General features: G+C 61.9%; 12 protein-coding genes. 7 read left to right on the top strand and 5 right to left on the bottom strand.

Annotation, left to right across the window (positions count from 1 at the left end):
* Positions 1-127: 127 nt before the first annotated feature.
* The 4 genes from GTP46_RS03125 (at position 128) to GTP46_RS03140 (ending at position 3,971) form a co-directional block, all read left to right on the top strand.
* Positions 128-391 carry an exodeoxyribonuclease VII small subunit gene (locus GTP46_RS03125; RefSeq protein WP_161005165.1) on the top strand — a complete coding sequence of 88 codons (264 nt, stop codon included), beginning with the start codon at positions 128-130 and terminating at the stop codon, positions 389-391.
* On the top strand, positions 388-1,278 hold the full coding sequence (locus GTP46_RS03130) for a polyprenyl synthetase family protein (RefSeq protein WP_161005166.1): 891 nt from the start codon (positions 388-390) through the stop codon (positions 1,276-1,278). The genes GTP46_RS03125 and GTP46_RS03130 overlap by 4 nt, the downstream gene beginning before the upstream one ends.
* A complete protein-coding gene (gene dxs, locus GTP46_RS03135) occupies positions 1,279-3,150 on the top strand; it encodes a 1-deoxy-D-xylulose-5-phosphate synthase (RefSeq protein ID WP_161005167.1) in 1,872 nt (623 codons plus the stop codon).
* 86 nt (positions 3,151-3,236) lie between these two features.
* The gene (locus GTP46_RS03140) at positions 3,237-3,971 is read left to right on the top strand and encodes a M48 family metalloprotease (RefSeq protein ID WP_161005168.1); all 735 of its coding nucleotides are present in this window, start codon (positions 3,237-3,239) and stop codon (positions 3,969-3,971) included.
* On the opposite strand, the gene GTP46_RS03145 is transcribed toward GTP46_RS03140, so the two are convergent.
* The gene (locus GTP46_RS03145) at positions 3,972-4,526 is read right to left on the bottom strand and encodes a cob(I)yrinic acid a,c-diamide adenosyltransferase (protein WP_161005169.1); all 555 of its coding nucleotides are present in this window, start codon (positions 4,524-4,526) and stop codon (positions 3,972-3,974) included. It lies immediately after the preceding gene.
* A gap of 5 nt (positions 4,527-4,531) precedes the next feature.
* Positions 4,532-5,089: a suppressor of fused domain protein gene (locus GTP46_RS03150; RefSeq protein WP_161005170.1), complete on the bottom strand. Its 558-nt coding sequence runs from the start codon at positions 5,087-5,089 to the stop codon at positions 4,532-4,534.
* A gap of 104 nt (positions 5,090-5,193) precedes the next feature.
* Here GTP46_RS03150 and GTP46_RS03155 point away from each other — a divergent pair, with 104 nt between their 5' ends.
* From GTP46_RS03155 to glcF, 3 genes are read left to right on the top strand one after another with little or no spacing between them, the layout of a single operon-like run.
* On the top strand, positions 5,194-6,672 hold the full coding sequence (locus tag GTP46_RS03155) for an FAD-linked oxidase C-terminal domain-containing protein (RefSeq protein ID WP_161005171.1): 1,479 nt from the start codon (positions 5,194-5,196) through the stop codon (positions 6,670-6,672).
* A gap of 2 nt (positions 6,673-6,674) precedes the next feature.
* Complete coding sequence (gene glcE / locus GTP46_RS03160; RefSeq protein WP_161005172.1) at positions 6,675-7,739, top strand: glycolate oxidase subunit GlcE; 1,065 nt, start codon at positions 6,675-6,677, stop codon at positions 7,737-7,739.
* Entirely contained in the window at positions 7,729-8,961 is a 1,233-nt protein-coding gene (glcF, locus tag GTP46_RS03165) for a glycolate oxidase subunit GlcF (protein WP_161005173.1), read from the top strand. The genes glcE and glcF overlap by 11 nt, the downstream gene beginning before the upstream one ends.
* Here glcF and GTP46_RS03170 read toward each other — a convergent pair.
* The 3 genes from GTP46_RS03170 to GTP46_RS03180 are packed head-to-tail and all read right to left on the bottom strand — an operon-like array spanning position 8,953 to position 13,114.
* On the bottom strand, positions 8,953-11,454 hold the full coding sequence (locus GTP46_RS03170) for a putative bifunctional diguanylate cyclase/phosphodiesterase (RefSeq protein WP_161005174.1): 2,502 nt from the start codon (positions 11,452-11,454) through the stop codon (positions 8,953-8,955). The two genes, glcF and GTP46_RS03170, sit on opposite strands and share 9 nt — an antisense overlap.
* 38 nt (positions 11,455-11,492) lie before the next feature.
* A complete protein-coding gene (locus tag GTP46_RS03175) occupies positions 11,493-11,978 on the bottom strand; it encodes a glutathione peroxidase (protein ID WP_161005175.1) in 486 nt (161 codons plus the stop codon).
* Positions 11,978-13,114, bottom strand: coding sequence for a PilT/PilU family type 4a pilus ATPase (locus tag GTP46_RS03180; protein WP_161005176.1), 1,137 nt, complete (start codon positions 13,112-13,114; stop codon positions 11,978-11,980). Before GTP46_RS03180 ends, GTP46_RS03175 begins: the two co-directional genes overlap by 1 nt.
* Positions 13,115-13,150 lie beyond the last annotated feature (36 nt).

Consider the following 13,150-nt stretch of genomic DNA (forward strand, 5'->3'; position numbering starts at 1 on the left):
ACGGCTGGGCCCGTGTCCGAATGTCGGACCTGACCCCGAATTACTATAAAATCCATGGTTGGCCTCTAATGTTCCACCGGATCAGGTGGTTTGCTCTAAAATATCGGGCTAAGATAACTGAGTGACTATGTCTAAGAAATTAACTGCTGACGCGACCGCCGCTGCCATCGCTCCCGCTTCGTTTGAAGAGGCGATGGCTGAATTGGCGCAGCTGGTCGCCCAAATGGAGGCGGGCCAACTGCCACTGGAAGCTTCGGTCGCCGCCTATGCGCGCGGCTCCGAGCTGGTGAAGTTCTGCGCCGCCCAGCTGGAAAAGGTGGAGTCGCAAGTCAAAGTATTGGAAGGCGAGATGCTCAAACCCTTCGTAGTCACCGGCGAGGGCGAACAATGAACGCCGCCTTCGACGACTGGATGAAAACCGTGCAGGCCGGATCCGAAAACGATTTATCCGGTTTCCTGCCTGCCGCTGACGTTATCCCGACCAAGCTGCACGAAGCCATGCGCTATGCGCTGCTCGGCGGCGGCAAGCGTGTGCGTCCTTTGCTGGTGTACGCGGCCGGTGCGTTGTTCGGCGCCGATGCGGCGACCCTGAGCCGCGCGGCAGCCGCAGTGGAAATGATCCACGCCTACTCGCTGGTGCACGACGATATGCCGTGCATGGACGACGATGAACTGCGCCGCGGTAAGCCAACCGTGCACGTGGCCTACGATGAAGCAACCGCGCTGCTGGTCGGTGACGCGCTGCAATCGCAAGCCTTCATGGTGCTGTCGGCAGCGGACCAGGTTCCGCCGGCACGCGTGCTGGCGATGGTGCGTTTGCTGGCCCACGCCTCCGGTTCGGCCGGCATGTGCGGTGGTCAGGCGATTGACCTCGATAGTGTCGGCATCAGCCTGACGCTGGAACAGCTGGAGAAGATGCACCAGCTGAAGACCGGCGCACTGCTGCGCGCATCCGTGGTACTGGGCGCGCTGGCCGGCAAGGATTTGACGGAAGAAGAATTGAACGCGCTGAATGTTTACGCGCGCGCCATCGGCCTGGCGTTCCAGGTGGTGGACGATGTGCTCGACGCGACGGCCGATTCGGCCACGCTGGGCAAAACCGCCGGCAAGGACGCCGCCGATAACAAGCCGACCTATGTGTCTATCCTCGGCCTGGAACCATCGCGCGCGCTGGCGGAAAAATTGCGGCTCGATGCGCACGCAGCGCTCGCACCGTTTGGAGAAAAAGCTCTGCGATTACGCGAACTCGCGGATTTGATCGTGCAGCGGAAGGCTTAAATGAACTTGCTCGAAAAAATAGACTCCCCGGCCGATGTACGCAAACTGTCGTACAGCCAACTGACGCCGCTGGCGCATGAATTGCGCTCCTACCTGCTGGATTCCGTGTCGAAGACCGGCGGCCACCTGTCGTCCAATCTGGGCACGGTGGAACTGACTGTGGCGCTGCACTACGTGTTCAACACGCCGCACGACCGCATTGTGTGGGACGTGGGCCACCAGACTTATTCGCACAAGATCCTGACCGGACGCCGCGACCGCATGCACACGCTGCGCCAGTTGAACGGCATCTCGGGCTTCCCGAAACGCGACGAATCGGAATACGACACCTTCGGCACCGCGCACTCGTCGACTTCCATCTCGGCAGCGCTGGGCATGGCGCAAGCGGCCAAGATCAAGGGCGAGCATCGCCACGCCATCGCCGTCATCGGCGACGGTTCGATGACCGCTGGTATGGCGTTCGAAGCGCTGAACAACGCCGGTGTGCAGGAAGACGTCAACCTGCTGGTAATCTTGAACGACAACGACATGTCGATCTCGCCGCCAGTGGGCGCGCTGAATCGCTATCTGGCGCGCTTGATGTCCGGCCAGTTCTACGCCGCCGCCAAGAACGTTGGCAAATCCGTGCTGCCGGGCCCCGTGCTGGAACTGGCGAAGAAGCTGGAAGAACACGCAAAAGGCATGGTGGTTCCGGCCACCATGTTTGAGGAATTCGGCTTCAATTACATCGGCCCGATCGACGGCCATGACCTGGATTCGCTGATTCCAACTCTGCAGAACATCAAGCAGCTGAAAGGCCCGCAGTTCCTGCACGTGGTGACCAAGAAGGGCCAGGGCTACAAGCTGGCCGAGGCCGAGCCTATCCTGTATCACGGCACCGGCAAGTTCAATCCTGAAGAGGGCATCAAGCCTGCCGCCGCGCCGTCGAAGAAAACCTACACCGAAGTATTCGGTGACTGGCTGTGCGACATGGCTGCCGCCGACAACAAGCTGGTTGGTATTACGCCGGCCATGCGTGAAGGTTCGGGCATGGTGCGCTTCGATCAGGAGTATCCGGACCGTTACTTCGACGTTGGCATCGCTGAGCAGCACTCGGTGACCTTCGGCGCAGGCCTGGCCTGCGAAGGCCTGAAGCCGGTGGTGGCGATTTACTCGACCTTCCTGCAGCGCGGCTACGATCAGCTGATCCACGACGTGGCGCTGCAAAACCTGGACGTGACCTTTGCGCTGGATCGCGCAGGCTTGGTGGGCGCGGACGGCGCTACTCACGCCGGTAACTACGATATGGCTTACCTGCGCTGCATCCCGAACATGGTGGTGATGGCGGCATCGGACGAAAACGAATGCCGCCAGATGCTGACCACCGGCTACCACTACAACGGCCCGGCAGCGATCCGCTATCCGCGCGGTGCAGGCGTGGGCGCGGCGATCGCGAAAGAACTGACTTCGATCGAAATCGGCAAGGGCGAAATTAAACGTACCGGCCAGAAGATCGCCATCCTGGCCTTCGGCTCGATGGTAGCGCCTGCGGTAGCTGCCGGCGAAACGCTGAACGCCACCGTGGCCAATATGCGCTTCGTGAAGCCGCTGGACGTGGAGCTGGTCAAGCAACTGGCCGCCGACCACGATTACTTCGTGACGGTGGAAGAGGGCTGCATCATGGGCGGCGCCGGCGCGGCCGTGGCGGAAGCGCTGGCGGCGGCAGGTATCGCCAAGCCAATGCTGATGCTTGGCCTGCCGGACAAGTTCATCGACCATGGCGACCCAGCCAAGCTGCTGGCCAGCGTGGGGCTGGATGCAGCGGGCATTACCGCGTCGATCAAACAGCGTTATGCGGGCGACGAGCCGCGACTCGTTGTTAATAACGCCTAAAAAAACCGCCTTCGGGCGGTTTTTTCTTGCTTGTCCCTATTTCGTGTCCTACATTGATATAAACAGTTTATGCCGTTTATATCGCCATGTATGCCTTCGCTATCTTGCTGGTCGTCTGCGGTGTGGCTTGCGCGCAAGTGCCGGAGTCCGGCCGGACGCAGGAAATGGCGTTCAGCGCGGACGAAGTGGATGCCGGCATGGAGGCGCGCTACATCGACCGCACCGTCGACCTGGCGGCCGCCGGCAAGCTGGATGAGGACCGTGCGCTGCTGGCACGGCTGCGCTACATCAGCGCGGAGCTGATCCGCGTCGCCATCGAGCTGAAACCGGAGGCCGAGCAATGGCAATGGGAAGTCCACACCACCAGCGATCCGGATATCGACGCCATCTGCATGGCCGGCGGGAAGATCCTGGTCGGCAGCGCGTTCGTGCGCCAGTTGGCGCTCACTGACGGCGAACTGGCAAGCTTGCTGGCGCATGAAGTGGCCCACGTGGTGGCCGAACACCCGCGCGAAACCTTTTCCGAAGCGATGCTGCTGAATCGCCTGCCGGCCGTGCCGCTGGAAGTGGTGATGGCGCGCCTGGACAGCGATCTGTCGCTGCAAATCCGTTTGTCGGGATTATCCAGCCTGCAGGAATCCGAGGCCGATCAACTGGGGATGGTACTGGCGCACCGCGCCGGATGGGCGGCAACCGATATGGTGAGTTTCTACCGCAAGCTGGCGGATAGCGAACAGTCGGCGTTGGTGGGCAGCGCCTACCCGGCCAGCGCCTCGCGCCTCAGCATGGCGCAAGGGATGGCAAGGCTGTTTGATGATTGATTAGCCGCGTTTGCGCTCGTGCTGCCACAGCACGTCGCTACCGCCGGCGTAGCGATTCAACACGCGCGACAGCACAAACAGCAAATCCGACAAACGGTTCACGTACTGGCGTGGATGCTCGTGGATGGTCTCCGCTTTGCCCAGCGTGACAATCGCGCGTTCGGCGCGGCGGCACACGGTGCGGCACACGTGCGCCTGTGCTGCTGCGCGCGAACCGGCTGGCAGGATGAATTCCGTCAGCGGTGGCAGGGTGGCGTTGTATTTCGCCAGCAGCGTGTCCAGGCGTTCGACGTGCGCTTCCTTGATCATCTGGTAACCGGGGATGCACAACTCGCCGCCCAGGTCGAACAGATCGTGCTGGATGGTGACCAGTTCATCGCGCAGGTCAGCCGGCATGTCTTCGCACAGCAGCAGGCCGATATGCGAATTCAGTTCGTCCACCTCGCCGATGGAGTCAATGCGCACGCTGTCCTTGTCGGTGCGGCTGCCATCACCTAGGCCGGTGGTGCCGCCATCCCCGGTGCGGGTGGCGATTTTCGAGAGTCGGTTGCCCATGATATTCAGCCCTTCGGTACGATGCTGGCGCGGCGCGGGTTGTACGCATCGAAGCCCGGCGTGTTCCAGAATTCTTCGATGCCCTTGGTTTCGTACATCGGCACTTCCTCGTCATACATCGGGAACAGGCCGGCCAGGAAGATGGTGCGGTCCGGCAGTTCGAATTTGACCTGCTCTTCGTTCATGAACTGCGGGCGGTAGACGAAGCAGGCGTTCATGGCGCTGTCCTTCGACATCGGCTGGTCGATCTTGAACGAGGCCTGGTAATTGAACGGGCTATCGTTGAAGAACGATTGCGCGATGTAGGCGGCGGCGCTGCCCCAGCCCGGATCTTTGGTGTGCAGCGCAAAGCACAGTTCCGGCTTGCCGTGTTTCCAGTTCGGGTGGTTGGCGTTGGACAGGCCGGCGGTGACGGCGGTGGTCATGTCCTTGGCCGGGAAATCCTCAAAATAGTAGACCAGCATGCGCGGACGGTTATCCATCGCCAACTGGCCGATCTTGGCCTGCACGCCGAACCGTTCTTCCAGCGCCAGGAGCCAAGCCTGTTCGAAATTGTGTTCCATACTCTTGTTCCAGTCATTGAAGTAGCTGCGCCCGAAAGAATACAACAAATCAGCGTTTGTGCTTACAATCGTGTCTCAATCTGTGTTTTCAGGTACACGATCCCATGAACACTGTTACTGATCTTGGCGCGCGGCGGGCGCAGGTGGCGGCGGCTTTGCAGCAGGTGCTGCCGGCGCGGGCTGTGTTGTCGGCGGTGGAGGATACCCGTCCGTATGAGTGCGACGGCCTGGCCGCGTATCGCCAGCTGCCGATGATAGTGGTGCTGCCGGATAGCGAGGCGCAAGTTGTCGCGGTGCTTAATGTCTGCAGAGAGCTTGGCGTGCCGGTGGTGCCGCGCGGCGCGGGGACTGGTTTGTCCGGCGGTGCGATGCCGATTGTGGATGGGGTGGTGCTGTCGACTGCACGCCTCAACCGCATCGTGCGCATGGATGCGTATTCGCGGACGGCGGTGGTGCAGCCGGGCGTGCGCAACCTGGCGATTTCGGAAGCGGCCGCGCAGCATGGCTTGTACTATGCGCCGGATCCGTCGTCGCAGATTGCCTGCACCATCGGCGGCAATGTGGCCGAGAACTCGGGCGGTGTGCATTGTTTGAAGTATGGCCTCACGGTGCATAACGTGCTGCGTGTGCGCATGGTGACGATAGATGGCGAGGTGGTGGAGTTGGGCAGCGAGGCGCTGGATGCGGCGGGGCTGGATCTGCTGTCGGTGTTCATCGGCTCCGAGGGTATGCTGGGCATCGTCACCGAGGTGACGGTGAAGCTGGTGCCCAAGCCGGCTACCGCGCGTGTGATCATGGCGTCGTTCGATGAAGTGGTGAAGGGCTGTCATGCCGTGGCGGCACTGATCGCTGCGGGCATTATCCCCGCCGGTCTGGAGATGATGGACCAGACTTCCTCGCGCATGGTGGAGCCGTTCGTCAAAGCTGGCTACGACACCGAAGCCGCCGCCATCCTGCTGTGCGAAGCCGATGGAACGATGGAGGAAGTGGAAGAGGACATCGCGCGCATGACGGCGGTGCTGCATACGGCGGGCGCGATTGCGATTGCCGTGTCGCAGTCGGAAGCGGAGCGCCTCAAATTCTGGTCCGGCCGCAAGAACGCCTTCCCTGCTGCGGGACGCATCTCGCCGGACTACTACTGCATGGACGGCACCATCCCGCGCAAGCGTTTGGGCGAGGTATTGGCGGGCATTGCGGCGATGGAAAGCAAGTACGGCCTGCGCTGCGCCAACGTGTTCCACGCGGGCGACGGCAACCTGCATCCGCTGATCCTGTTCAATGCGAATATCCCGGACGAGTTTCACCGCGCTGAGGCGTTTGGCGCAGAGATCCTGGCGCTATGCGTGGAAGTCGGCGGCACCATCACCGGCGAGCATGGCGTGGGTATCGAGAAGATCAATTCCATGTGCGTGCAGTTCAAACCCGCCGAACTGGAAGCCTTCTTCTCGGTGAAGCGCAGTTTCGATCCGGTCGGCTTGCTCAATCCCGACAAGGCGATTCCCACGCTGAACCGCTGCGCCGAATTCGGCAAGATGCACGTCAACGGTGGCGCGCTGCCGTTCTCCAACCTCCCTCGTTTTTGAAGATGACCATTTACGACGAATTTGCTGATCGCATTCGCACCGCCAAGGCGCCGCTGCGCATACGCGGCGGCGGGACCAAGGACTGGTACGGGCAGGCGCTGGACGGCGAAGTGCTCGACACGCGCATCAACAGCGGCATTGTGTCTTACGAGCCTACGGAGCTGGTGATTACCGCGCGCTGCGGCACGCCGTTGGCGGAGATCGAGGCGCTGCTGGCGCAGCACAAGCAGATGCTGGCGTTTGAACCGCCGCGCTACCAAGGCTCGACCATTGGCGGTGTGGTGGCTAGCGCGCTGTCTGGCCCACGCCGCGCCAGCGCCGGTGCGGTACGTGATTTCGTGCTCGGCGCGGTGCTGATGGATGGACGCGGCGAGGTGCTGCGCTTCGGCGGGCAGGTGATGAAGAATGTGGCCGGCTATGATGTCTCGCGTCTGCTGGCTGGTTCGCTCGGTACGCTGGGACTGATACTCGAAGTGTCGCTCAAGGTGCTGCCGGTGCCGCTGCGCGAAGCCAGTATACGATTTGAGATCAGCGAAATCGATGCGCTCACGCGGCTCAATGAATGGGCCGGACAGCCATTGCCGATATCAGCCAGCTGCTGGCATCAAGGCGTGCTGTCGTTGCGCTTGTCCGGTGCGGATGCGGCAGTGGAGGCGGCGCAGCGAAAACTGGGCGGGCAGCCGTTGGCCGGTGACGAAGCGTCGGCGTTCTGGGCCTCCTTGCGCGACCAGACGCACGGATATTTCAATGGCGGTAGTTTGTGGCGCATGTCCGTGCCGTCGCACGCCAGTGCGATTATTTTGCGCGGCGAGCAGTTGATCGAATGGGGCGGCGCACAGCGCTGGCTCAAGGTCGATGATGATGCGGCCGACGTCGCGGAGCGTGCGGCAGCCATACGCCGCAGCGTCGCCGCAGCAGGCGGTCATGCGACACTGTTCCGTGGCGGTGACAAGAGCGTGGGCGTGTTCCATCCGCTGGCGCCGGCGGTGGCGAAAATCCATGAGCGGCTCAAGCAGTCGTTTGATCCGGCGGGAATCTTCAATCCTGGGCGCATGTATGCAAACTAATTTTGCGGACTTCATCAAGCACACGCGCGAAGGCGAAGAGGCCGATGCCATCCTGCGCACCTGCGTGCACTGTGGTTTTTGCACCGCGACCTGCCCAACTTACCAGTTGCTGGGCGATGAACTGGACGGCCCGCGCGGCCGCATTTATTTGATCAAGCAAGTGCTGGAAGGCGCGGAGGTCACGACCAGCACGCAGACGCACCTCGACCGCTGCCTCACCTGCCGCAACTGCGAGACCACCTGTCCGTCCGGTGTGAAGTATGGCCGGCTGGTGGACATCGGCCGCAAGGTGGTGGAGGAGCGTGTGCCTAGGCCGCTGGGTGAGCGCATCAAGCGCAAGCTGCTGATTGAAGGCTTAACGCGCAAGACCTTGTTTGGCGCGGCGCTGAGGGCAGGGCAGATCTTCCGCCCGCTGCTGTCGCCGGCCTTGCAGGACAAGGTACCAAAGCGTCAGAATGCAGGCGTGTGGCCGGTGCGCGAGCATGCGCGCAAGATGCTGGTGCTGGAAGGCTGTGCGCAGCCAGCGATGGCGCCGAATATCAACGCCGCCACCGCGCGCGTGCTGGATGTGCTGGACGTGCAGCTGATCGTCGCACCAAAGGCCGGCTGCTGCGGTGCGCTGCGACATCACATGAACGAGCAGGATGCGGCGTTGGAGGATATGCGCCGCAATATTGATGCGTGGTGGCCCTACGTGCAGCCGGACGGCGGCGCGGTCGAGGCCATCGTCATGACGGCATCAGGCTGCGGCGTCACGGTGAAAGAGTACGGCCATCTGCTGGCGCACGACAGCGCATACGCAGCGAAGGCCGCGCGCATCTCCGCGCTGACTAAAGACCTGAGCGAGATCATGCCGCAGTTCGAGACCGAACTGGCGCAGCGCGTACGTGCAAGTAGTACAGGACGTGTCGCCTATCATCCTCCCTGCACGCTGCAGCATGGCCAGCAGATACGCGGCAAAGTCGAAGGCGTATTGCGTGCAGTCGGTGTTGATGTGGTGCTGTGCGCCGATAGCCACTTGTGTTGCGGCTCGGCCGGCAGCTATTCGCTGCTGCAACCAGAACTCTCGTTACAACTGCGTGACCGCAAGCTCGCCAATCTTGAAGACACCGGCGCACAAACCATCGTCTCCGCCAACGTCGGCTGCACCGCACACCTGCAGTCTGGCACCGAAACACCAGTACTGCACTGGATCGAACTGATAGACCGCGCCTTAAATTAAGGCCATCTGCGCGGTGCCGCCGGCTGGCTCGCCGTGCAGGCTGGTGATCGGCGGCAGACTGGCGGCGGCTTGCCACACAGCGGCGGTGTTAAAGCTGGCGACCCATGACAGCACGTCATCCGCCGGCATCGGGCGGGCAATGCCGTAGCCTTGCGCCAGGTCGCAGCCAAGGCGCATCAGCATGGCGCCGTGTTCGATGGTCTCCACACCTTCCGCAATCACGCCCAAGCCGAACGAGCGCGCCAGCCCGATGACTGCGCTCACCAGATGCAGGTCGTCGCGGTCCACCAGCATATTGCGCACGAAGCTTTGATCGATCTTCAAGATATCGGCCGGCAGGCGCTTGAGGTAAGACATGGACGAATAGCCGGTGCCGAAATCATCGAGCGCAAAGCTGATGCCCAGTGCCTGGCAATCCTGCATGATGCCGCGTACATGGGCGATATCGCTGAGCGCTGACGATTCCAGGATCTCCAGCTCCAGCATATGCGGCGGCACGTCCGGGAATTCGGCCAGTATCGCCGTCAGCCGCGCGACGAAATCATGGCGCTGGAAATGGCGCGCCGCGATGTTCACGCTGATCACCCAGAGCGAGTCGAACGCGCGCCACGATTGCAGTTGGCGCAGCGCCTCGCGCAGCACCCATTCGCCGATATCGACAATCACATCGCTGTGCTCCACGATGGGCAGGAACTCGCCCGGCGCGATGATGCCGCGCTGCGGATGCTGCCAGCGCAGCAGCGCCTCCATGCCAATAATGCGGCCTTTGCGCATATCCAGCTTCGGCTGGTAGTACAGCACCAGCTCATTGGCCAGCACCGCGTTGCGCACTTCGGTGCGGCGGTTGTGGTGCGTGCGCACTTGTTCATCGAGATCGGCGTCGAAGAAGTGCGCGCGATTGCGGCCCGTGATCTTGGCCTGGTACAGCGCCTGGTCCGCGTGGCGCAGCAGGCTGTCGGCGCTGATGTCGCTGCCGGTGTAGACCGCGATGCCGACGCTGGCCGACATGCTCACCGCATCGCCGTCGCAGAGATAGTCGCGCGCCAGGTCGGCCATCAAATTACCTATTGCGGTGTCGATGGCAGCGCGGTTGTCCAGCTCCGGTAGCAGCAGCACGAATTCATCGCCACCCAAACGCGCCACGTAGTGACGCTGGCCCGCAAAGTCGTGCAGGCGGCTGGCGGCCTGCTTGAGGATTTCGTCGCCCACGGCCTGGCCCAGCGACTGGTTCACATGCTGGAAGTGATCTAGGTCGAACAGGCACACGGCCAGCAGGTAATTATGCTCGCGCGCCCGCGCGACCTCCTGCTCGAAACGCTGCGCCAGTGCGGCGCGGTTGGGCAGGCCGGTGAGGATGTCGTGATTGCTCTGCCACGAAATCTGCTGTATCAACTGGCGGCGCTCGGTCACGTCGCGGAACACCAGCACCGAGCCTTGCACTTCGCCGTGCGGCGTGCGGATGGCGTTGGCCGTGTACTCCACGGTGCGCGTCTGGCCCATGCGGTTGCGCAGGCTTTGATTACTCACCTTGATTACTTCGCCGCCGGCGTAAATCGCCTTCATCGATTTGAGCAGCGAGTGCTGGCCGAAGTTATTCGCCAACACAAACACCTGGTGCAGCTCCATGCCGCGTGCGCGCGATCCTGCCCAGCCGGTCAGCTGCTGTGCCACTTCGTTGATGGTTTCGATACGGCCTGTCAGGTCGGTGGTGATGACGGCATCGCCGATGGATGTCAGCGTGACTTCGATACGGTCCTTCTCCACTTGCAGCTGCTTTTGCGCCAGCACGGTGCGCGCCAACTGCGCGCTCAGGTCATCCTGGCTTTGCTGCAGCTTGTGCACCAGCGCCTGCACGCGCTGCGCCATGTTGTTGAAGGTGGAGGCCAGCATGCGCGCCTCCAGCGTGCCGCGCACCGGCAGGCGCACATCGTGCTCGCCCTGTTGGAAGCGATGCGTGGCGTCGGCCAGCCGGCGCAGCATGCGCTTGTTGGCGAAGATGATAATCCCCAGCAGCGTGTAGATGATGGTGATGTTGACCAGCGAGAGCATTGCCTGCTGATGCACATTGCGCCACACCTGCATCAGCGGCAGCGTCGGTTCAAAGCTCAGCGACAGCGTAGCGCTGCCGATCTGGCTATTCTGGTTGATGGCGGCGATGGGACTGAGGCGCGTGAACCAAGCCGGATACGCCGCTTGTGGCGGCGCGTTGCGCAAGGCTTCCAGATGGCCGCCGGCATAATCGAGCCGCGCCGCCGCCAGGTCGGCATTCAGCAGTAAGGCAGAGGAGAGCGCGGCGTCGATGCTGCCGCGGTCCGGCGTGGCCAGCGGCGGTTGCAAGGTCTTGCGCAAATGCGCGGCCAGTTCGCCGGCATCCTTCTGGTAGCGCGCGTTGGCGTAGCTGGTTTCAGACTCCAGCAACAGCTGGTATCGCACGCCCACCACCACCGCGATGATGACAAAAATAGGTACGAACAGCCGGGAATACATCCCCATGCGTAACCAAGGCGAGATGAGCTTCCCCAGCAAGGGCATTACTCGGCCAGCAGTTTTTCAATGTCCGCGACCAGCTGCTCCGGTTTGGTGGCCGGAGCGTAGCGGTCATAGACGGTGCCGTCCTTGCGGATCAGAAATTTAGTGAAGTTCCATTTGATGCGTTCGGTGCCGAGGATGCCGGGCGCGTCCTTCTTCAGCTTCTGGAACAGCGGGTGGGCCTGTGCGCCGTTGACGTCGATCTTGGCAAACAGCGGGAAAGTGACGCCGTAGTTCTTCTCGCAGAAGGCGCCGATTTCCTCGGCCTGACCAGGCTCCTGCGCGCCGAACTGGTTGCACGGGAAGCCCAGCACTTCGACACCGCGGTCTTTAAATTGCTGGTACACCGCCTCCAGTCCCTTGTATTGCGGCGTGAAGCCGCACTTGCTGGCGGTGTTGACGATTAAAAGTACTTTGCCCTTGTACTGGGCCAGGTCGATGGATGGGCCGGACAAGCTGTCGGCGGAGAGATCGAAAATAGTGGTCATTAAACGATGCCTAAATGTTCGGTGCCGGCGGAGAGGTCGCGGTTTTTCGCGGCCTTGCCTTCCAGCTTGATGGCCAGGCGCAGGTCGTTGACGGAGTCAGCGTTGCGCAAGGCGTCTTCGTAGGTGATGAGGTCGGCTTCATGCAGATCGAACAGGGACTGGTCGAAGGTTTGCATGCCGAGCTCGCGGGATTTCTTCATCAGCTCTTTGATCTCGTGCACCTGGCCTTTGAAAATCAGGTCGGAAATCAGCGGTGAGTTGAGCATGATTTCGATGGCGACCGCGCGGCCCTTGGATTCCTTCTTAGGCACCAGGCGCTGCGAAATCATGCCTTTCAGGTTGAGCGACAAGTCCATCAACAGCTGGGCGCGGCGCTCTTCCGGGAAGAAGTTGATGATGCGGTCCAGCGCCTGATTGGAACTGTTGGCGTGCAGGGTGGCCAGGCACAGGTGGCCGGTTTCGGCGAAGGCGATGGCGTGGTCCATGGTTTCGCGGTCGCGGATCTCGCCGATCTGGATCACGTCCGGCGCCTGGCGCAGGGTGTTTTTCAGCGCTACGGCCCAGTCCTCGGTATCGACGCCGACTTCGCGCTGGGTGACGATGCAATTCTTATGCGGGTGGACGTACTCCACCGGATCTTCAATCGTGATGATGTGGCCGTAGCTGTTTTCGTTGCGGTAGCCCAGCATGGCGGCCAGCGTGGTCGATTTGCCGGAGCCGGTGGCGCCGACCATGATCACCAGGCCGCGCTTGGACATCACCACATCCTTCAGTACTTCAGGCAGACCGAGGTCTTCCAGTTTCGGGATTTCCGAGGTGATGGTCCGCAGCACCATGCCGACTGAGCTCATCTGCACGAAGGCGGAGACCCGGAAGCGGCCGATATCGCCGGGGCTGATGGCGAAGTTGGCTTCCTTGGTCAGCTCGAAATTGGCAGCCTGCTTGTCGTTCATGATGGAACGGGCCAGGTCCAGCGTGTGGGCCGAGGTCAGCACCTGCGACGATACCGGCGTCATCTTGCCATCGATCTTGATGGCAGGCGGGAAGCCGGCGGTGATGAACAAGTCCGAACCCTTCTTGGCCAGCATCAGGCGCAGCAGGTCGAACATGAATTTAGAGGCCTGGTCGCGTTCCATATTAAATCCTTCAATTCGGGGTCAGCTCTGTCAAAT

Source organism: Duganella flavida (genome assembly GCF_009857445.1).
Lineage (GTDB): Bacteria > Pseudomonadota > Gammaproteobacteria > Burkholderiales > Burkholderiaceae_D > Rugamonas > Rugamonas flavida.